The sequence below is a fragment of the Paraburkholderia sp. BR10141 genome, assembly GCF_056155635.1.
This window is the reverse complement of the sequence record NZ_JBMIQH010000015.1, coordinates 155,214-174,347: the sequence shown is the minus strand read 5'-3', so window position 1 is coordinate 174,347 and position 19,134 is coordinate 155,214. Positions and strand designations below refer to the sequence as shown.

The 19,134-nt window shown below is 61.2% G+C and carries 16 protein-coding genes; 10 read left to right on the top strand and 6 right to left on the bottom strand.

Annotated elements, in window-relative coordinates:
* The first annotated feature begins 252 nt into the window (after positions 1–252).
* Positions 253–948: a phosphatase PAP2 family protein gene (locus tag ACOJB8_RS21650; protein WP_069262242.1), complete on the top strand. Its 696-nt coding sequence runs from the start codon at positions 253–255 to the stop codon at positions 946–948.
* A 171-nt stretch (positions 949–1,119) separates the two neighbouring features.
* Here the strand turns inward: ACOJB8_RS21650 and ACOJB8_RS21645 are convergent, their stop codons facing one another.
* Positions 1,120–3,219, bottom strand: a complete 2,100-nt coding sequence (locus ACOJB8_RS21645) for a serine/threonine protein kinase (RefSeq protein WP_475014123.1) — start codon at positions 3,217–3,219, stop codon at positions 1,120–1,122.
* A gap of 529 nt (positions 3,220–3,748) precedes the next feature.
* Here ACOJB8_RS21645 and ACOJB8_RS21640 point away from each other — a divergent pair.
* The 3 genes from ACOJB8_RS21640 to ACOJB8_RS21630 all read left to right on the top strand — a co-directional run bounded on the left by ACOJB8_RS21640 (position 3,749) and on the right by ACOJB8_RS21630 (position 4,733).
* Positions 3,749–4,021, top strand: a complete 273-nt coding sequence (locus tag ACOJB8_RS21640; RefSeq protein ID WP_069262244.1) for a hypothetical protein — start codon at positions 3,749–3,751, stop codon at positions 4,019–4,021.
* 96 nt (positions 4,022–4,117) lie between these two features.
* A complete protein-coding gene (locus tag ACOJB8_RS21635; RefSeq protein ID WP_042267637.1) occupies positions 4,118–4,390 on the top strand; it encodes a hypothetical protein in 273 nt (90 codons plus the stop codon).
* 127 nt (positions 4,391–4,517) lie between these two features.
* Positions 4,518–4,733 (top strand): hypothetical protein, encoded by a 216-nt coding sequence (locus ACOJB8_RS21630; RefSeq protein WP_069262245.1) that lies wholly within the window; start codon positions 4,518–4,520, stop codon positions 4,731–4,733.
* Positions 4,734–4,735: 2 nt separating this feature from the next.
* Here ACOJB8_RS21630 and ACOJB8_RS21625 read toward each other — a convergent pair whose 3' ends face one another.
* Together ACOJB8_RS21625 and ACOJB8_RS21620 are read right to left on the bottom strand one after the other, a co-directional pair.
* Complete coding sequence (locus ACOJB8_RS21625; protein ID WP_028204751.1) at positions 4,736–4,978, bottom strand: hypothetical protein; 243 nt, start codon at positions 4,976–4,978, stop codon at positions 4,736–4,738.
* A gap of 61 nt (positions 4,979–5,039) precedes the next feature.
* Positions 5,040–5,507 carry a lecithin retinol acyltransferase family protein gene (locus ACOJB8_RS21620; protein ID WP_475014121.1) on the bottom strand — a complete coding sequence of 156 codons (468 nt, stop codon included), beginning with the start codon at positions 5,505–5,507 and terminating at the stop codon, positions 5,040–5,042.
* Positions 5,508–5,983: 476 nt separating this feature from the next.
* On the opposite strand from ACOJB8_RS21620, the gene ACOJB8_RS21615 reads away from it, so the two are divergent.
* Both ACOJB8_RS21615 and ACOJB8_RS21610 read left to right on the top strand, forming a co-directional pair.
* The gene (locus tag ACOJB8_RS21615; RefSeq protein WP_069262248.1) at positions 5,984–6,277 is read left to right on the top strand and encodes a hypothetical protein; all 294 of its coding nucleotides are present in this window, start codon (positions 5,984–5,986) and stop codon (positions 6,275–6,277) included.
* 68 nt (positions 6,278–6,345) lie between these two features.
* Positions 6,346–7,065 carry a PP2C family protein-serine/threonine phosphatase gene (locus tag ACOJB8_RS21610; RefSeq protein ID WP_475014119.1) on the top strand — a complete coding sequence of 240 codons (720 nt, stop codon included), beginning with the start codon at positions 6,346–6,348 and terminating at the stop codon, positions 7,063–7,065.
* Here the strand turns inward: ACOJB8_RS21610 and ACOJB8_RS21605 are convergent.
* Positions 7,062–7,409: a hypothetical protein gene (locus tag ACOJB8_RS21605; RefSeq protein WP_475014117.1), complete on the bottom strand. Its 348-nt coding sequence runs from the start codon at positions 7,407–7,409 to the stop codon at positions 7,062–7,064. The genes ACOJB8_RS21610 and ACOJB8_RS21605 overlap by 4 nt on opposite strands.
* Positions 7,410–7,481: 72 nt before the next feature.
* Between ACOJB8_RS21605 and ACOJB8_RS21600 the strand changes: the two genes are divergently transcribed.
* The 4 genes from ACOJB8_RS21600 to ACOJB8_RS21585 all read left to right on the top strand — a co-directional run bounded on the left by ACOJB8_RS21600 (position 7,482) and on the right by ACOJB8_RS21585 (position 13,925).
* Entirely contained in the window at positions 7,482–9,959 is a 2,478-nt protein-coding gene (locus ACOJB8_RS21600; RefSeq protein ID WP_475014115.1) for a type VI secretion system Vgr family protein, read from the top strand.
* 189 nt (positions 9,960–10,148) lie between these two features.
* Positions 10,149–11,600 (top strand): alpha/beta hydrolase, encoded by a 1,452-nt coding sequence (locus ACOJB8_RS21595; RefSeq protein WP_342948254.1) that lies wholly within the window; start codon positions 10,149–10,151, stop codon positions 11,598–11,600.
* Positions 11,594–12,667 carry a T6SS immunity protein Tli4 family protein gene (locus ACOJB8_RS21590; RefSeq protein WP_342948255.1) on the top strand — a complete coding sequence of 358 codons (1,074 nt, stop codon included), beginning with the start codon at positions 11,594–11,596 and terminating at the stop codon, positions 12,665–12,667. The genes ACOJB8_RS21595 and ACOJB8_RS21590 overlap by 7 nt, the downstream gene beginning before the upstream one ends.
* Before the next feature lie 10 nt (positions 12,668–12,677).
* Positions 12,678–13,925 (top strand): hypothetical protein, encoded by a 1,248-nt coding sequence (locus ACOJB8_RS21585; RefSeq protein WP_342948256.1) that lies wholly within the window; start codon positions 12,678–12,680, stop codon positions 13,923–13,925.
* An 805-nt stretch (positions 13,926–14,730) separates the two neighbouring features.
* On the opposite strand, the gene ACOJB8_RS21580 is transcribed toward ACOJB8_RS21585, so the two are convergent.
* On the bottom strand, positions 14,731–16,050 hold the full coding sequence (locus ACOJB8_RS21580) for a sigma-54 interaction domain-containing protein (RefSeq protein WP_342948257.1): 1,320 nt from the start codon (positions 16,048–16,050) through the stop codon (positions 14,731–14,733).
* Complete coding sequence (locus tag ACOJB8_RS21575; RefSeq protein ID WP_342948258.1) at positions 16,047–19,118, bottom strand: peptidase domain-containing ABC transporter; 3,072 nt, start codon at positions 19,116–19,118, stop codon at positions 16,047–16,049. The genes ACOJB8_RS21580 and ACOJB8_RS21575 overlap by 4 nt, the downstream gene beginning before the upstream one ends.
* Positions 19,119–19,134 lie beyond the last annotated feature (16 nt).

Here is a 19,134-nt window from a genome sequence, read left to right as displayed (position 1 = left end):
CGCGCACCGCGATCTGATTTCCTTGAATACGAATGCCGCCGGGTCCTTGACGCACTGCAGTGTGATCCAAGGCACGCTATATGCGCACGTATGAGATTGCATCGCAGCAGCTCGCCGCTGCGAACTGCTTTCACCGTGTGCGCTGGCTTGAAAAGAACATGAAAAATGCCTTGCGTATGTGGCACGGAGGCGGTTGAGGATTCTGTTCGAGACCGCCCTTCTCACGAATTCATCAGCGGGATGGCCACAATAATGAACAGCTTCGATACCGTCATTCTGGGAGCCCTCACTCAACTCCAGCTTCCTCAACAGGTCAATTACGCCATTGGGGTAATTGCCGACTTCTACACGTTCAAGGGCTATCTGTTGATCCCGTTGTTGTGGTGGATCTGGTTCCAGCCACACGAGCGGCGCGGCTGGCGCCGCGAGATCGTACTCGCCACGCTGGCGAGCGGCCTGATTGCACTCGCGGTGGGGCGCCTGCTTGCGCGCATTCTGCCGTACAGGGAGCGGCCGCTATTCACACCGGGGCTGAATCTGCATTTCGCCTCGTCGCCCGTACAGCTTGCCGGGCTGATGCACTGGAGTTCCTTTCCAAGCGATCACGCGATGCTGTGGACGGCAGTGGCAATGGGGATCTTCCTCGTCTGGAGAGGCATCGGCATTCTTGCGTTTCTGTCTGTCGCGGCATTTGTCTGCTTTCCGCGTGCGTACCTGGGTTATCACTACCCGACGGATCTGCTCGTCGGTGCCTTCATCGGCATCGTGATCACCTGGATCATGACGCGCAGAGCCGTGAGACGGCGCACGGTCAAACCCTTCATGCGCTACGTCATGCGCTACCCTGGGCCGGTCGCGGCGGTCGGTTTTCTGCTCTGTTTCGAACTGGTCACACAATTCGACGATCTTCTGCGCCTCGCCCATTCGGTATGGCACACGGCGACATGACAGATGCCGGCGTCGAGTCCACGCCAATCCTGGCTGCCGGGTTTTCCGCTCACCGCTTTCGCGATGGTGATGGCAACAGGCATCGTCTCGATGGCAACGCATCTGCTGGGCGTTCGGTGCGATGAAATCAATCACGGGGGAATGACGACCCTCGCAGTGCACTAGTTCGCACTACTGTGCATCACTGCGCGCGTGCGTCGTGATCTGCACGAAATCCGCAACGATACGCCCTTCGCCGTAGTGTGCTTCCATCTGTTTCAACTGCTGCCCCACTGCCGCGAGGTAAGCCGAGCGAGACTCCGAAGCCGGACGCAGCCCATCGAACAACGGTGCCGGCGTGATCAGCAGAACGATCATCTCCGTGCCGAACGGCTTGTCCACGAGCCAGTATCCCGATCCCCCGACCGTCGCCGAGAAGCCGGGCGGCGCCTGATTGTCGCGCTCGACATTGCTGGGAACCAGATGGACGACACTGCCGTCGAGCGCGAAATAATCCACGTTGACGTATGACTCGTAATGCGGCGTGGTGATATCGACGATGAGCGGCATGCCCTGCGTCAGACGTGCGTCGAGTGGCCGGGTATGGATCGTCGCGCCGCCGCCAGCCAGATGATTGGCGCGCCAATATGGCGCGAACGCGCTCACGACTTCACAGTTGTGGTTCTCCACCGCGGTCACGTCGAGTTTCGCGGCTAGCCCTCCGGGCGTTTGCGCGAGCGCGTCGTGAACGTGCGCCATGTTCTCGCCCGTGTTGGCAAAGCCTCGCACCTGGACCACGTGTTCGGGCAGCGACGCCGCAAGCGCCGAGCACGGAATGCGCGCGAGCGTCGCGTTCAGCGCGGCGATCGACGCCGCGTCGGCCACCGGCGCACTCGATGCGGGAACCACTGCAACCCCGCTCGCGGCAGGCATGCTCGCCACAACCGCGGCTGGCGCTGCGGCAAGCACCGGCGAGGCCGGCGCCTCCGAGGCCGCCTTCGTCGCGCCAGCGGGCGCCATGGCGGCCATCGAGGGCCTCGCGCCCGTTTGCCCATGTCCCGAAAGCACGCGATATCCTACCCATAACCCCGCAGCGACGACGACCGCCCCCACGCCAATGGCGCCAACCCGCGCGCCCGGGAACGCCGGTGCATGCTTGAGCACGCCCATGCCCTGGAGAAACTGATTGACGCTCGCGGTGCGCGAGGCGCGGTCAAACGAAAGCGCCGCGCTCAAGGTGCGCCACTGGCCGCGATCGAGGCCAGGCGCTCGCTCAGCGCGCATCTTGTCGCTGCGTGCCTGCGTGGCCGATTTGCGGTTGAACGGATGCTTGCCCGTCAACAGTTCATAGGTCACACAGGCGAGCGCATAGACATCGTCGCGCGGGTCCGGCTCCCGATGCTCGAACATCTCCGGACTCGCATAGGCGGGCGTGATGCCGCCGAGCGTCGCGGGATCGAACACAGTGACGTCGGGATCTTCTTCGGGCCGCTGGAACACACGCGCAATGCCGAAGTCGATCACTTTCACATCGCCGCCGTCGGAGAGGAAAACATTGGCGGGCTTGAAGTCGCAATGCACGAAGCCGCGCTCGTGCGCGTAGGCCAACGCCTGCCCCATCCCGGCAATGATGGGCCGCGCCTTTTCGAATGGCACGCCCGCGAAACCCGGCGCGCGCAGCAGCTTGCTGAGCGGCTTGCCCGAGAGATATTCCATCGTGAGGTAGACGAGCGGCCCGTCGCGGTCGAAGTCGTACACCGTGACGATATTGCGGTGCGCGAGCGTCTGCGCCTTGCGGGCTTCACGCTGCAATGCGATCAGCGAAGTCGGCTGGCCGCGGAACTGCACGTTCAGCACCTTGATCGCGATATAAGGCTTGCGATCCGAAGCTTCCAGCTTGCGCAAATCGAGCGCCTTGTATACGGTGCCCATGCCACCCACACCCAGACATTCTTCGAGCACGAAGCGACCATTGAGCGTATCGCCGATTCCCTTCACGTGGTCCGCATCGTCACCTGTGGTGGCGCTACGCGCAGCGGCCAGGGCTTCGTGAATGCGAGTGGAGTCGTCGACGGCCGCCGCGTTGTCCTGGCGATGTTCGATGCGGCGCAGGACCTCGGCATACACGGCATCGGGCAGCGGATGGACCGTTTGCGTCGCGTCCACCGCTTCGCGCAGGCGAGCGCAATTGGCCGCGTCGACCGCGAGCACGTGGTCGATCTCGGCGAAGAACGCCTCGCGTGAGAGCGCCCCGCTCTGGAATGTCTGGATCAGCTGCGCAAGGCTCATCATTCGTATGCCTTCAACTCAGCTTCAGGATGGCCGAGGCGCTTTGCGTCACACGTTCCCGGCGCACGATCGCGCCGCGTGTAGCTGCTGCCGCGATCCCCGTCGAGTCCGCTGCAGCGCGGTCTCGTCATCTTTAAAGCATACAGAGTCGCCGCCGGACCTGCGCGCACCGTGATCTCAGCCGGCGCGCGCCTGCAACCATGCAACAAGGTCTGATGAGAGATTAATCTGCGGCACGGCGCAGTGCAATCGGTGCCTGAACCAGGCCTTTGGCTCGCACGTGTTGCAGCGAATCCAACGAGCGCGCCACGCGCTGTTGGGCTTCCACCATCAGCGTTTTCGCGCGCAAGTGCCGCCACCTGTCCCGCACACACCGGCTGGCTTGCCGCAAAGCCCCGTCGCACAAGGCGTCGAGCGGTTCGTGAGGCTGGCGCGAAGCCGCTGGCACAGCCTGTGCATCAGGAGGAGCGAGCCCGCAAGATACTGCAGCTCAATCGCCAACTACACCGTACTGCCCTTCTGGAGAACTGTCATGAGCAAGCTGATGATCGCCGACTTGAGCGTCGCGCAAGAACTCGACCGCAAAGCAATGAGCGCCGTTCGCGGCGGTGGCGGCCTGAGCCTCTGGCCCGGCTACTACCCGGCGCCGTCGTTCAAGTACGACACGACGAACTTCACCGCCCAGCAGTTGATCGGCCAGACGAACACCATCGAGAACAACGTGGGCAACGACGTCGCCTTCGCGCAGAACATTCACGCGACGGTCAACCCGGTGCAGACCGCCCACAACACGATCAACTTCTGATCGTCCCGCCGGCGGCGCGGCCGCACGCTGCGTTCATTCGCGTGCCGCGCCCGCCCGGGTCCACCCGCCCTATTCATCAGCAACTGGAGGCTCATCATGAGTTCCCTCGTTATCCGCGAGCTGGCTCCCGGAACGGCACTCGACCGCCGCGCCATGACAGCCGTACGCGGCGGCAACGGCAGCTCTTACGGTGGCTATGGCTCGATTGCCAACATCACCGTCTCGCCCAACATCGTGCAGAACATCTCGCAGGTTCAGGTGGTCGACGTCGCCGCGCTCAATAACATCGGTTATATCGGCGCTGGCTTCGGGCCGCTGAATCTCAAGGTCAATCCCTCGCAATACGCGAACACCGGCGTGACGTTCTAGCCGCTGCCGCGAAGGGAAAATGTAGACGGCGCCGTGAGGCGCCGCCTGCTTGTTTACGTGCGCCGCGCGCCACCGCCTATACTCGAACGACACCCCTCGAGCCCAATCCGCTATCGTGGAGCAGACCATGAGCATTATCGTCATCAAGGACCTTCCGGAAAGCGTGGAACTGGACAGGCAGGCAATGGCCGCGATCGTGGGCGGCGCCCGCGTCGCTTCGCAGCGCACGCTACTCGTGCCGCGGCCGTTTATCGGCGTACGTGTGGAGATCGAAGGCTCGCCCGCGCAGCGAGGGCCGGCAACCGTCCCCGCGGCGCGGCCCCGCCCGACGCTGCTGCGTTGAGTTCACGCAGCGCGTGCGGTCATCGCCGGACGCGTGCTGGCAGGCGGAAATACGCACCACGTGCCGTCGTCGTGACGGAAGAAGAAGATTGCAATCGTGCGCGCCGGATGCACTGCCTCGACGCAAACATAGCGCAGCCGTTGCTCCTGCGTGCGGCTGAAACGTACTACACGGGCCGGCACGCGCGCGTTGGGTGCAAGCCACTTGTCGACGAGAGTGCGCAGCGAGGTTTCGGCGGAATTCATGGTGATCTCCGATGCAAGTAGCGGCGATACGTGTCGTATTGGTCTCGACTGGATATGGCGCTTACACCGCGTGCGCGACGTACGTGTCGCGGCTGGCCTGCACGCGGCGCGCGTGAACCAGCGCGCGCACCGCGCGCAAGCCGGCCAGCGGATGGGCAATGCAGGTGCGGACCTGGTCGCTGCGGCCCTTGCCGTCCACGCACCAGGTGCAGAAGTGTTCGCAGTTGTTGCTGAGCAGTCGATAGCGGTCTTCGCCGAGACGCGAGCGCGCCCGCGCGACGGCTTCGCGGCCCACGAAAGCTGCGCACGGATGCGCGACAACGGCGACTTCGTAGCCGGCGGCGAAACGTTCGAGCGTGACCTCTTCGATCGGACCGCGATGCAGCGATACGCACAAGCCGGCGTAATGAACGACCCGCCCACCGCCGACATAGATGCCGTGATGGCTGTAGCCCGCGCGACGCGATACGAGATGCGCGCCGAGCGGCGGTTCGTCTGCGTGCATCGTCGGTCGAAGGTCGGGGCTCATGGCTGCATCCGTCTGGCGGGTTGCCGGCTTCCTGTGCTGCTCGACGTTTGCCGGTTGCCAACTACCCTGCATCAGATATGCCAGGCGGCCGATCACGGTTCTATAAGGCGGAGCGGGATAATGTGCGCGCTGGAGGCGCTCGTGTGTCGGCGTTGCACCAACTCGTGTGCTTCGATTGTGTCGGCGTCGAACCATCGGGTCGCCGCCAATCCGGCTCAGGAAGCGGCACTGTGTATGTGTCGGAGTCCTGATGACGACAGGCACGCAACGTGTTGGCGAGCGCACGACCATCGCACCGCGACCGCACGAGACGCGGGCACGCGCGGACCGCGCTCCGTGAGTGCGATGTCATATGGGGCAAGCCTCACGGGGAGATGGCGCGCGAGCGCCGCGTTTCGCCGAAAAATGGCATGCTGCTTGCAAGGTATGGTCGGAACGCCGCGGACCTGCGGCTATCATCTTGACGGAGACCTGTCATGACCTCGCTCGCCATCACCGACCTTCATCTGCAATGCGATCTCGACCGCAAGGCCATGTCGTTTATCCGGGGCGCAGGCGCGCCGTGGGTATTCGGCTGGATACAGCCTTACGAGCCCGCGCAGCCTTCGCCGCTCGGTCCGATCATCAACCTCTATCAGACCAACAACACGTTCTACGCGAATCAGGTCGTCAATCAGTACCAGACGCTCGATGTGACCAATTCGGCGTCGAACTCGAACGTTGCGGTAAACGTGGGCCAGAACGGCAGGAATAACGGACTCGTCGCGTAGCCTATGGAGGCTCGATCGTGACAGGCGGATTGTTATGGAGCTCGGCATCGCGCACGGACGTAGGCCGTGTGCGCGCGCTCAATGAGGATGCATGTCTCGATCAGCCCCAACGGGGCTTGTGGGCAGTCGCCGACGGCATGGGCGGGCACACGGCGGGCGATCTGGCCAGCGGCATGATCGTGCGCGCGCTTGGGGCGCTTGCCATACCCAACACCCTCACCAGTTTCTCGGCCACGGCGCGCGGTACGCTGCAAACAGTGAACCACCAGCTGCGCGAAGAAGCCGCGCGGCGCGGGGTTCGCATGATAGGCAGCACCGTTGCCGTGCTGATAGCGAAGGGGCGCGAGTTTGGCTGGCTATGGGCGGGCGACAGCCGCATCTATCTGTACCGTGATGCACAGTTCGAAGCGCTCACGACCGACCATAGTTACGTGGCGGAGCTACAGGCGCAGGGGCATTTGAGCGCCGAAGCGGCGCGCCACCATCCATCGCAGCATTTGATAACACGGGCCGTCGGTGCGGCAGACTGGCTTGATCTGGACGAAGGCCGCATCGTCGTGCGCGACGGAGACCTCTTTTTGCTGTGTAGCGACGGCCTGAGCAATGAAGTGCAGGTTCCCGAGATGGTGCGGGCGCTCGAGGCTGGGGATTGCCAGCATGCCACTGATTTGCTTGTTGAAATGGCCTTGCAGGCTGGGGGGCGGGATAACATTACCGCTGTCGTTGTGAGGGTGGATGATCCGGCTGCGTCGGATCGGACGCTCGTTAATCCTGCTGTCGGGCGTTAGTTTTTTGTTTTTGTTTTTGTTTTTGTTTTTGGTTTTTGGTTTTTGGTTTTTGGTTTTTGGTTTTTGGTTTTTGGTTTTTGGCCTTTCCTTGGTTCCGCTTCGGTACCCCGGCGTCGCCCCTGTGTGGGGCCGCACCTCCTTTCTTTGCCGCGGTCGTCACGCCCAGAAGCTCTTTGCACTTTGCAGTTCGCACGCGGCCAGACCTCCGTCCGGCTCGCGCGGATGGCGTGCGAGCCGGCGCGAACACCGGCGAACGGTTCGCACAGCCCCCCTGTACCTGGCAATCCTTGACGATTTATCTGGCTGTTCCTGGGAGCCCGGTCAAAGATCGGGCGATTGAGCATTGCTGGCCAGCTCCGTTCAGTGTACTTCTTGCGTCCCAACGCCTTTTTCGCGACGTATCCGGGAGGTTTTCGATGTCGTGGCTCATGCCGTTACAGGCTTATGAATTGAAGCTGGCGCCCCATCCGGCGCCATTCTCGATAGTGAAGTTCGCGGGCCATGACCGGATCAGCCAGCTCTACGAGTACGAGATTGAATTCACAAGCCCGATAGCGGGTCTTCCGATGGATCAGGTACTCGGGCGTCCAGCCCGGTTCATCATCGATCCGGTCGACCCGAACATGGGCCACCTGCAACGCATGTTTGGCGAGAACGCTGAAAAGTTCAGCAAGAAGCCGCCCGCACAGGCCGCCCACGGCATCATCACGAAGTTCGATGAGCACGAGACCTCCGCCGACGAGACGCGCTACCGCGTCAGGCTCGAGCCTGCGATGGCGGACCTGAACCGTGGCAGGACAAGCCGGCTGTTCCAGAAGCAGTCGGTCGAAGAGATCATTACCGACACGCTGCGGCACTACGGTTACCGGGCCGGTGTCGATTTCAGGTTCAACCTGCGCGGTACATACAAGCGGCACGAGTACATCACCCAGTACCACGAGACGACGTTCGCGTTTATCCAGCGCATCTGTGCGGAAGAAGGCATCTGGTTTCGGTGGGAGCAGAAAAAGGATTACGCGGTGATGGTGTTCGGCGACGATCTGGATGCGTACGCGCGCAAGCAGCGTACGGTGCCGCATCGTCGTGATTCGGGCCTCGAGAGCGTGGGTGCCGACTCGATCAAGTCGCTGCGGCGGCGTACCCGGCGCGTGCCACAATCCGTGCGCCTGCACGACTACAACCATCGCCAGGCCGACGTCTCGCTGCTGGTCGAGGAGAACACGGCGCGTGGCGACAAGACCACCAACGCCGTCGACTATCACTGGGGCGAGCACTACGAGACGCCGGAGGAAGGCCAGCGCGTTGCCCGCCTGCGGCACGAGGCTCACCTCGCGAGTCAGGTGACGTTTATCGGCACCGGCAATCCGTTCTGGCTGGAAGCCGGGGAGGTCGTGCTGGTCGACCCGGTTCAGGTCGATGCGAAGCACGGGATCTTCATCACGTCGGTACGCTCGCACGGTGGGCGCAACAAGTCGTACCGCGTGACGTTCGAGGGGATTCCTTCGGATCGGGTCTGGCGAACATCCATGGACACGATCGCCAAACCGGAAATCAGGGGCGTGCTCCCGGCCCGGATCACGTCGCCCGGAAACTACAAATATGCCTATCTGACGGAAGAAGGCTGGTACGTCATCAAGCTGCCGTTCGATCTGGACGAATGGAGCCCGGGTGGCACGAGCCGGCCGGTGCGCTTTGCCAAGCCCTACAGCGGCGACAACTACGGTCACCACTTCCCGTTGATCGACTCCGCCGAGGTCGTGCTCGAATTTACGGCCGCGGATCCAAACCGGCCCATCATCATCGGAGCGCTGCATGACAGCCTGCATCCCGATCTCGTCAACAACCTGAACAATACCCGCAATCTCATTCGCACGGCCGCGCAGAATGAGATGCGCATGGAGGACAAGGAAGGTGTCGAGCATATTCACCTGACGACGCCGTTTCAGACTAGCGAGCTCAATCTTGGGCATATGGTCGACGGCAGTCGCAAGGAGCGGGGAAAAGGTGCGGAGTTGCGCTCCGATGAGCACGTCGCCGTGCGCGGCGCGAAGGGGGTGCTCATTTCCGCTGAGGCACAGCCCGCCGCGAACGGGCAGCAGTTGAACATGCAACGAGCCGTTGGCCTGCTGGAACAGGCGATGCAGCAGATGGAGGCACTATCCGAAGCTGCCACGACTGCACAGGCGGTTGCCGCCGACTATGAGCGTCAGCGAGAACTTCTTGACGGGACGCTGAAAGATCTGAGGCAGGCTGGGGTTCTGCTCAGCGCGCCAGATGGGATGGGTCTGGTGTCGGGTGACAGCCTTCAGTTTAGTGCCCAGAGAAACCTGATCACGACGGCCGGCGGTAATGCCGACATCGGTGTGCTAAAGCGGTTTACGGTTGCGGCAGGGGAACTGATCTCTCTCTTTGCCCAAAAACTCGGGCTGAAACTAATTGCGGGTAAGGGGAAGGTGGAAATCCAGGCACAGAGCGACGACATGGACTTGATTTCCGACAGGAACCTGCAGATCAGGAGTGCCAATGGACGTGTCACTATCGAGGCAAAGGAAGAGCTCATTCTCAAATGCGGTGGATCGTACGTCCGGATTTCATCGACTGGTATCGAGGACGGAACGAAAGGTAACCGCACCATCAAATCGGCGGCCTTCAGCCGGCAGGGGCCCAGTTCACTCGCGCAAACCGTCAACAGCTGGAAGCACGCGCCCTTCGACGAAGAGTTTACGTTGAAGTGGCCCTTCAGCGATGAACCTGTGCACAACCAGAAGTTTTCGATTATTCGTGATGACGGCAGCGTTATCCAGGGAAGCACGAATGCTTGGGGCAAGATGAGCCTGCAGCGCGGGCTGGCTGCTGAAAACGTGCGCCTTCGGATTGACGGTGAGTCAGCATGATCCTGACCACGCGTACAACGCCGCATGCCAACATTTGCTTTGACAAGGGAACACCTGGACATGGCCACAACTGAACGTATCATCCCCGCGACCATATCGGACGACGGATCTGTCCACTACTCATCCGTCATGTCAAGGCCTGACGACAGTACGGCTGTGTGCTACATGGTCCCTACTCGGGCTATTCCCGTGATCTTCGTCCCGGGGGTAATGGGAACCAACCTTAAGGCTGTGAAAGGACCGAAAGCAAATAAGCCGGTCTGGCTGGTCAATAGCAAAGGAAGCGTTGGAGCTGATTGGTTTCTCCGCGGGCCAGAAAAACGGAAGTTGGAACTCGATCCGGCAAACACCGACGTCTACCAAGATGGTGAAATTCCGACGGGGACCGCACAAGGTGCGGCGGAACTGCATCGGCGAGGCTGGGGCACCGTGGCGAAGATGAGTTACGGAACGTTCCTTCCCTTCCTGGAGAATACACTGAACGATGCGCATGAGTGCAAGGGAGGGTTCCGGGCGGCCCTCATGAAAGAACTTGTAGCTGAAGCACCGGGCGTCAGTGTGCTCTCACATGATGAAGTTGCGCTGTCATACATGTATTACATGCCAGTTCACGCGGTCGGATACAACTGGCTCCAATCCAACTCGGATTCGGCAAAATATCTTGCGGCCAAGATTGCAAAAATTACCGACTACTATAAAGATCAGGGGAAGGTTTGTGAGAAAGTGATTATCGTCACGCACTCCATGGGGGGGTTTGTCGCACGCCATTACTCGGAAGTCGATGGACATCGTGACAAAGTATTAGGAATTGTTCATGGCGTCATGCCGACAACGGGTTCAGCAACGGCGTACAAGCGGGTCACGAGCGGCACCGAAGGGGAGTTTTCGTTGAGAGAGACGCTAGGAGGAGATCGTGCAAACATGACCGCCGTCTTCGCGCAGGCACCGGGCCCGTTGCAGCTCCTGCCAAGTGTGGAGTATGGCATGGGGTGGCTCAAGATCCGGGACGGAGCCAGTCTCTTCACCCTGCCCGAGTCCGATCCCTATGAGCAAATCTATCTGCAACGAGGGAAGTGGTGGGGATTGGTCGATGATACGTTAATCAATCCGCTGGATCCGAAAAAGACAAGCATCGATGCGGACTGGACGGGATACCAGCAGTTAATCAACACCAAGGTCAAGCCATTTCACGAGGCGATGCGCGGCAAGTTTCATCCTGCTACTTATGCGTTTTATGGTGATGATGAAAAGCACAGGACATGGGGGGACGTGGTCTGGAAAAGAGCAGCGAGCCCGCAAGGCGCATTTGGCAAACAGAATGACCCGATAACCGATCTGCTTGACCGAAAATTGCTCAACGATGATGGGACGGGAACGCAATATATTGACAACATGACTGGTCCTTACCACGTACGCGAGAAGTTCGCTTTGCAGGATGCGGCGGAGAATGGAGACGGCACGGTTCCGATCCGATCCGGTCGGGCTCCTGCGGGGCAATCCGGTGTGCAGGCCTGCGTGGCCTATCCGGATGTTGACCATGAGGGCGCATACAAGAACCGGCCCCAGCAACTCTTCGCATTGTGGGCGATTACCCGAATTGTCGGGAACGTCAAGGGAACGTTACTGGAATATAAATGTTGAATATTCGCGCGGGCGCATGGCTGTTCGTGCTTCCAATTCTGGTCATTTCCGCCTGTGGGCGTCAGCCAGCCACGTTGAATGAACAGGAGAAACATAAAGTGAATGAACTGACACTGAACCTCAAGCCCCGGTGCATTGGCCGATATGTGATTGATATGCCGATGGACGCGCTCGTCTCGGGCGGAGCGAAAGTTCAGGGCGTTATTATCGAGCCGAAGGCCATGACGCACGAAGAGTATCTGGGTGAGGTCGCGAGGCGCAAAGTTGAACTCAGTGGCACCAAAAGTATCGACGCGTATCCCTTCCTCTACGCCGATGATCAGGTGGATGGTCCGGATACGCACTACTTTCTATATCGTGGGAACGTGAGCGACGGTCCCGCGAATCGCGTTTTTGAGGTGTACAAGTGGGATCACGGCTACCGCTTCAAGCTGGGTATCGTGGGCATTGACTTTCTTCATCCCGATCAAACGGACGCCCCGTCAATCAAGGCGATGGCGGTCAAGAACGATGTGCCCCAAAAAACTCGCCTCATTTTCGACATCGTTAAAAGGCTACGTTGGCGGGCCGAGGATGAGATTCCCGCAGAGCAAGGTCTATGCTTTCTCGGTGCATTTCTACCGGGGAAAGCGCGCGCCGAGGAATATGCCTGGGCGCAGTACGTGTTGATCGGGAATCGCGACGTGAGCATTGGATTCGACAGCGATTCCAGTATTCAGGAACCCAACACGCTCCTGCAACGTGGCGATCAGATTGATGCCGGCCTGAAATCCATTGGAGGAGGAACCATACGGAAGGGTAAAGTCGCATTGCCTGGCATCGACGCTGAGGAATGGCTCGTCTCCGATAAGTCGGATAGGGGTGTACCAAGAAGCACGCTGACGCTTGAGGCGAATTCGATGACGAGTAGCGTCGAGGCGCCACTTCTGACGCTCGATTTTCAGACAGGTTCGCCAAACGCTTTTACTGATAGTCCAGTCGACGCGGCATCCATGAGCGAAGGTGAAGCGGTTGCCTTGTGGGATGTCATTTCCCGCTCCCTGCGCCCGCGTCCCAATGGCTTCTAAGGGGGCGACGATGGGCATCGACTTTTCACATTTGCCACCTGAGGAGCCTGTACCCGATAACGCACCATCGCGCCTGCGCTGGACCCTTGTCTTTTTTCTGATCGTGATCGCCGGCGTTTTCGTCGTGCTGTTTCTCTGGCCAAAGGGCGAACCGACCCAGACGCTCTGGTTCTGGACCTGCGTGTCGGTCTATCCATTCGGTATCGCCGCATTCGTGGTCTTGCGCCGCTATAGCGTTTACGAGGGGCGCCGGCTTGACGCCATCGCGTGGAACGACGCCCGCGAAAGCTACGTGAACGATGTATTTGAGCGGGCCAGCCGACCGCTGGGAGTTCTTGCTTCGACCGTCAGGTTTGCTAGCGAGGCGAAGGACGACGAATTTGGCAAATTGCTTGACGGATCCGTCAAGCTCGAGCCGCAGACTGCCCTTAAGCCGGACGCGCCGCTGGTCAATGCTCGCTGGTTCGAAAAGCCGGACAGGAACAAGGACGGAGTCCCTTTCAGGAACGACGACGAGCGCCGCTGGTATGTCCTCGCATGGGCATTCAGCACGGTGACCGATACGGTTGCTGCAGCGATACGTTCGCTGCCACCGGATTTGGGGTTGAAAGTTCAGGTGATGCTGCCGGACATTGTAGACACAGACGAAGCGCTGGCGATCTGGAAGAGGCAATGGACGTTGTCGGACCTCCGCCCGGTTCAGGTCAGATTCATGCCAGAGCCGTCCGACCTGATGTACGCCGACGCGTGGCTTGACCGGGTCAACCGCAGGCTCGACGAGGAGGCACGGCTTGTCGTTTGCGTGAACCTGAACGCAATTTGTCAGGCGCTCCCTCTTGACGGGAGTGCAGAAGTCGTTGTTGCGCTTCTCGTTGCGCCGGAAGCGATATGCCAGAAATTCGCACTCGCGCCGATCGCGATGTTCCATCGGCCGAACGGGACAGATGACTGTGCCATAGACGACGCGCTTGCGCGTACCCTGCGATGGGGATGCAGCAAGCCCGCAGAGATGAAACGGATCTGGCAGGGCGCACTTCATGGTGCCGGCGCCAATGCGGTAGTCAAAGCTGTCGTCAAGGCAGGTATTGGCGCAAAGATGGCGGATATCGACTACATGGTTGGTCATGCCGGGACGGCGGCGCCGTGGTTTGCAGTGGCGTGCGCGGCCATTGGCGCGATGCACGATGGTGCGCCCCAGCTTGTTGCGACGGCTGGGAAGACCGGAGCCTGTTTTTCGGTTGTTCGAAACACGGGTTGACGAGAAAGCGTCTATGAGACTTCACGTGTCCGGCCCGGTAACGACCTGGCACGCCTCGCAATTGACCCCATCAATCTGGAATCACATCATGGTCAGGCGGTACGACATTCTGCAGGGCGACAGGACGACGGCGGATGGCACTGTAGTGTGTGGCGATCGCAACGACAGGGTTGGCGAGCGCGAGCAGACCTACGAGAGAGACAAAAGTATGGTTTCCTGAATGACAGTCGACAGGTTACATTGTGTGCGATGGTCCGCGCGGGTCAATGAGGAGACCCGATGGCAGGGAAGGCGCACTGAGCGATGACCTGTGCGTGTGCAGGTGTGACCCTTCCCCACGTCTGCTTCCATCGCAATCCTCATCTTACATGGATGTTTGAGCGTAGGCCAATACTGCCGGTGCCGCTTCACTTCTGACGACAGACCATCGGCTTCGCCGTCTGGCACTGCAACTTCACCTTCGACTGTAACGAGATATGCTACGCAAGTTCCAGTCCGACTTTCTAATTGCCCGCGCGCATCTTTCTGACCGGCAGCGCGAAGGCTGGGCCGAAGGCCATGGCGAGCAGTGCGCCGCCGCTGCCGCCGGCAGCCATCGCCGCGGCGAAGCACGCTGCAATGCCCCTGCCGCAAGGCATTGTCCCGGAGGCGCAATGATGCTGGGCGAACTGTTCAGGAGCCTCTTTCCGGCTGGAGACCGCACGGTGAAAAAACTGCCCGCCGCATCAGCCAGGCTAGAGGCTCCCGGGCATGAACGGCCAAAAGCGCCAAGAGCCACGACAAAAAGCACCGCTCGGCACCCAGATCAAGACCCCTTCTCATGATTCACCTTCTCGGCATGCCGAAAATCCTTGGAATGAATCCCATGCTTCTTGAGCAGCATCTGCAAGTGCGACCGATTCATATCACAGCGCCGCGCCAGCTCCGCGACCGTACCTCCGGTCTCCTGCAAGCCGCGCTCGAGAAACGCCCTCTCGGCCTCATCGCTAGCAGCACGCTTGGCATCGCTCAGTGAAAGAGGCGCGCCTGCCGCCTCGGCCTCCGCCACCCGCAAAGCCAGTGCAGCGGACTTAGGCCGAATATCATCGGGCAGATGCTCGATATCGGCCGTCTCACCCGCAAGACACGAAAGCCGATACACGAGATTACGCAGCTCGCGAATATTCCCCGGATAAGCATACGTAAGCAGAAAATCGCGCAACTTGGGCGTCAGCTTCATAGGCCGCCGCTTGAGCTGCGCAGCAGCCTCGTCGCCGAAATAGGCAATCAACAGCGGAATCTCGTCGCTGCGTTCTCGCAGCGCAGGCAGCGTGACATGAATCACGCTCAACCGATAAAAGAGGTCCTCGCGAAACTGCCCCTGCGCCGCGAGCTCGCGCAAGTTGCGATTCGTCGCGGCGACGATGCGCGTATCGACCCCGATGGGTTCATCGGAGCCCACCCGCTGAATCTCGTGCGATTCGAGCACACGCAGCAGCTTCACCTGCCCCTGCAGCGGCAACTCACCGATCTCGTCCAGAAAGATCGTCCCCGTATGCGCGCTTTCGAACTTCCCTTTGCGATCGCTCGACGCCCCCGTGAACGCCCCTCTGCGATGCCCAAACAGTTCTGATTCGAGCAGGTTCTCGGGTATCGCGCCGCAGTTCACTGAGATGTACGGTCGGTCGGCGCGTGCACCGTTGGCGTGGATCACCTTCGCCATCAACTCCTTGCCCGTCCCGCTCTCGCCGTCGATCAGCACGGGCAGATCGGTGGGCGCCGCCTTTTCCGCGATCTCCAGCGCTGCGATCAGCTTCGGGTTGTCGCCGAATATGCCTTCGAAGATGAAGCTGCGCTCGATCAGCGCCTCGCGCCGCCGGTGCGCTGTGGGCGCGAGGGCATCCGGCCTTGCCAGCGCATCGAGCGCTTCGGGCGCCTCTGCCGCCGCTTCGACGAAGCGCTCCTTGCGCGAGAGTTGCATGACTTCGTCGCGCAGCGCGTTCGACTGGTTCAAGAGCTTTTCGATATCGGTGCGTTCGAGCCGCGGCGCCCAGCGCAGCGTCGAGCGCAGGATCTCGATCTTCTCGAGCAGCCCCGCATATGACACAACGGAGCTGCCGAATCCGTGCGGATCGAAGAGTTTCATGACGCCCCCAGCTGCTTTTGCACGAGCTGGTAATACATGCCCTTGCGCTCGACGAGTTCCTCGTGCCGCCCCTGCTCCACGATCGCCCCTTCGTAGAGCACGAGGATCTTGTCCGCCCGCATGATGGTGCTCAGCCGGTGCGCGATAATGAGCGCCGTGCGGCCCTGGAGTATGTCGTGCATGTTCGAGAGGATGTTGCTTTCCGACTGCGTGTCGAGCGACGAGGTGGCTTCGTCGAACACCAGCAGGCGCGGGTCGTGATAGAGCGCCCGCGCAATGCAGAGGCGCTGGATCTGCCCGCCCGAAAGGCCCATGCCGCGCTCGCCCACCACCTGCTCGTAGCCGAGCGGCATCTTGCTGATGAACGCGTGCGCATCGGCCATGCGCGCCACTTCCTCCATGCGCCGCCAGTCCGGCGTTGCATCGCCGCACGCGATGTTCTCGGCAATCGTGCCGGAGAACACGAGGTTCGTCTGCATCACGTAGCCCACCTGGGCGCGAAAGTACGCGTGATCGATCGCGCTCATGTCGTAGCCGTCCACGTTGATCTTGCCTTCGGTCGGCGCGTAGAAGCCCACCAGCAGCTTCGCGAGCGTCGTCTTGCCGGAGCCGCTGCGCCCCACGATCGCCACCATCTGGCCGCGCCCCACCGAGAAGCTGATGTTCTCCAGCACATACGGCGTTTCGTTGCCGCCATAGCGGAAATACACGCCGTTGAATTCGATGTCGCCCTGCAGGTCGGGAAGCAGCACGCGCGAACCGAGGTCGGCGGGCTTCTGCTCGGGCTCGATGTCGAGCACATCGCCTAGCCGTTCCATCGCGACCGCCGCGTCGTTCATGAGGCTCCAGAGCCCGACGAGGCCCATGAGCGGCGCGAGCACGCTGCCCATGAACGCATTGAACGCAATGAGCTGGCCGATGCTCAACTCCTGATCGAGCACGAGCGTGGCGCCCGCCCAGAGAATCACGATCGTGGTCGCCGCGTTGAGCAACTGGCTGCCGAGACCCACGAGAATATTGAATGCCTGCGCGCGATACTGCACTTCGAGCGACTTCGCGTACTTGCGCTCCCACTTCAGGCGCACCGCTCTTTCTATGCCCATGCCCTTCACGGTTTCGACGCCGCCAAGCGTCTCCATCAGCATGGAGCGCGCATCGGTGGACACGGCAAAGACCTCGCGCGCGTAGCGCTTGATGCGCGGCGTGGCAATGGCGGTGAGCGCCATGATGGGAATCACGAACGCGATCAGCAGCAGCGTCAGCTTCACGTTGTAGAGGAACATGATCGTGAAGTAGATGAAGATCATCAGGAGGTTGAGCGCCGTGGTCACCGTCGATTCGGTCAGAAACGCGCGTATCGTCTGGTTTTCCTGAAAGCGCGCGAAGATGTCGCCTGTTTTGCGGCGCGCGAAGAACGAGAACGGCAGCGACATGGTGTGCTTGAAGAACTGCGACATCATCGCGAAGTCGAGACTGCGCACCATGAAATTCGACAGATGCGCGCGTATCGTCGTCATCAGCTGCGTAAACAGGTGCGAAATGATGAGTCCCACGATCAGGAGATGCAGCAGGCTCACGTTCTGGTGGACGATCACGCTGTCGAGAATGTTCTGGATGATGAGCGGCGGCACCACGCCGAGCAACTGGATCACGAAGGTCGCGAGAAACAGGTGGGCGAGTATTTTCCGGTAAGGCAGCAGGTAGCCGATGAAGCGCACCCACGGCGAGCGCGTCGCCGCCTGCGCGCCCGTGGTCTCGACCTCGGTGAACAGCAGGCACGTGCCGTTCCAGCCGCGCTCGAACGCTTCGACGCTCAGCTTGCGAAAGCCGAGCGCCGGGTCGGCCACCCTCACCCACTGCTTCGACACGCCGTACACGACGATATAGTGGTAGCCCTCCCAGTGCGCGATGAACGGCAGCTCGAACCCTTGCAGCGCCTCAAACGTGCACTGCACGCCCCGCGTCGTGAAGCCGAGCGCCTCGCCGGTGCGCGCGAGACTGTCCAGCGTCGCGCCCTGCGTCGTCACGTTCGCGAGGTCGCGCAGCTTGCCGAGCGTCATGGGTATGCCGTAATGCCGGCAGATCATGGCGAGGCACGCTGCGCCGCAATCCATCTCCTCGGCCTGCTCGATGAGCACGAAGCGCTTGACCACGCGTTCGCTAAATGCAGCATCCGCCCCGCTGTCCACGGCAACGGCCCGGCTGCGGCGCTCGGCGAGCTTCTTCTGCCGCTGCAATTCGCGCTCGCTGAAGCGCACGCGCTCTTCCAGCACCTCGCGCAGCTTCGGGTTGCGCTCCAGCATGAAATGCACAGTCTTCTCGGGAATCACCAGGAGCCGTACATCGGTGAGTGCCGTGACGGTCGCGGGCTGATTCTGGCGCAGCAAGCAAGCGCGTTCGCCGAAGATCTCTCCCGCGCCGAGCGTCGCAATCTGATAGACGCTGCCGTCTTCCTCGCGCGCAATACTGACCTCGCCCTGCCGCACGACATATAGGCGCATGTCACCGCCGGCACCCTGATGGATGATCTCCTTGCCCGCGCTCACGCGCTTGACGCCCACGCTCGACACATACTCTTCGAGCTCGGCACGCGAAAGCTTGCCGCGCAGGTCGAAAAGCCGCGTGACGAAGCCGCCCGCGGAGCTGATCGCGACATAGCTCGTCACGAACGACTGCGCGGCCGGATTCGCAGCCAGCAACGGCTCGAGCGCCGCGCGGGGGATGCAAAGCACCTCGGTTTTCGCGGAAGCGCGCACCGACACTTCGTGCCAGTAGTCGCGCAGCATGGCGATTTCGCCGAATACTTCGCGTTCCTTGCGCACGCCTAGACTCATTTCCTTGCCGCGCTCTTCGGCGATGATCCGCACGGAGCCCGAGCGGATCACATAGAGTCCGGCTGCGGGCTCGCCGCGCTTGCACAGCGTGTCGCCAAATGCGTAGTTGCGCGTTTCGACCTGCGCGGCAAGACGGTCGAGTTCCTCGCGCGAGAAGAGCGAGAGCGGTTCGACCGATGCGAGAAAATCCACCAGCGACGGTGCGCTGGCAGGTAGGGGCGCCTGGGTGTCCATCTGCGTGGCTCTGCGC

What these genes read in the sequence shown, in the direction of transcription:
- ACOJB8_RS21640 (WP_069262244.1), top strand. Translation starts at nt 3,749, where the DNA reads ATGAGCAAGCTGATGATCGCCGACTTGAGCGTCGCGCAAGAACTCGAC.
- ACOJB8_RS21580 (WP_342948257.1), bottom strand. Translation starts at nt 16,050, where the DNA reads ATGAAACTCTTCGATCCGCACGGATTCGGCAGCTCCGTTGTGTCATAT.
- ACOJB8_RS21605 (WP_475014117.1), bottom strand. Translation starts at nt 7,409, where the DNA reads ATGCTCAATCGCCCGATCTTTGACCGGGCTCCCAGGAACAGCCAGATA.
- ACOJB8_RS21615 (WP_069262248.1), top strand. Translation starts at nt 5,984, where the DNA reads ATGACCTCGCTCGCCATCACCGACCTTCATCTGCAATGCGATCTCGAC.
- ACOJB8_RS21635 (WP_042267637.1), top strand. Translation starts at nt 4,118, where the DNA reads ATGAGTTCCCTCGTTATCCGCGAGCTGGCTCCCGGAACGGCACTCGAC.
- ACOJB8_RS21645 (WP_475014123.1), bottom strand. Translation starts at nt 3,219, where the DNA reads ATGATGAGCCTTGCGCAGCTGATCCAGACATTCCAGAGCGGGGCGCTC.
- ACOJB8_RS21585 (WP_342948256.1), top strand. Translation starts at nt 12,678, where the DNA reads ATGGGCATCGACTTTTCACATTTGCCACCTGAGGAGCCTGTACCCGAT.
- ACOJB8_RS21600 (WP_475014115.1), top strand. Translation starts at nt 7,482, where the DNA reads ATGTCGTGGCTCATGCCGTTACAGGCTTATGAATTGAAGCTGGCGCCC.
- ACOJB8_RS21620 (WP_475014121.1), bottom strand. Translation starts at nt 5,507, where the DNA reads ATGAGCCCCGACCTTCGACCGACGATGCACGCAGACGAACCGCCGCTC.
- ACOJB8_RS21590 (WP_342948255.1), top strand. Translation starts at nt 11,594, where the DNA reads ATGTTGAATATTCGCGCGGGCGCATGGCTGTTCGTGCTTCCAATTCTG.
- ACOJB8_RS21625 (WP_028204751.1), bottom strand. Translation starts at nt 4,978, where the DNA reads ATGAATTCCGCCGAAACCTCGCTGCGCACTCTCGTCGACAAGTGGCTT.
- ACOJB8_RS21575 (WP_342948258.1), bottom strand. Translation starts at nt 19,118, where the DNA reads ATGGACACCCAGGCGCCCCTACCTGCCAGCGCACCGTCGCTGGTGGAT.
- ACOJB8_RS21650 (WP_069262242.1), top strand. Translation starts at nt 253, where the DNA reads ATGAACAGCTTCGATACCGTCATTCTGGGAGCCCTCACTCAACTCCAG.
- ACOJB8_RS21630 (WP_069262245.1), top strand. Translation starts at nt 4,518, where the DNA reads ATGAGCATTATCGTCATCAAGGACCTTCCGGAAAGCGTGGAACTGGAC.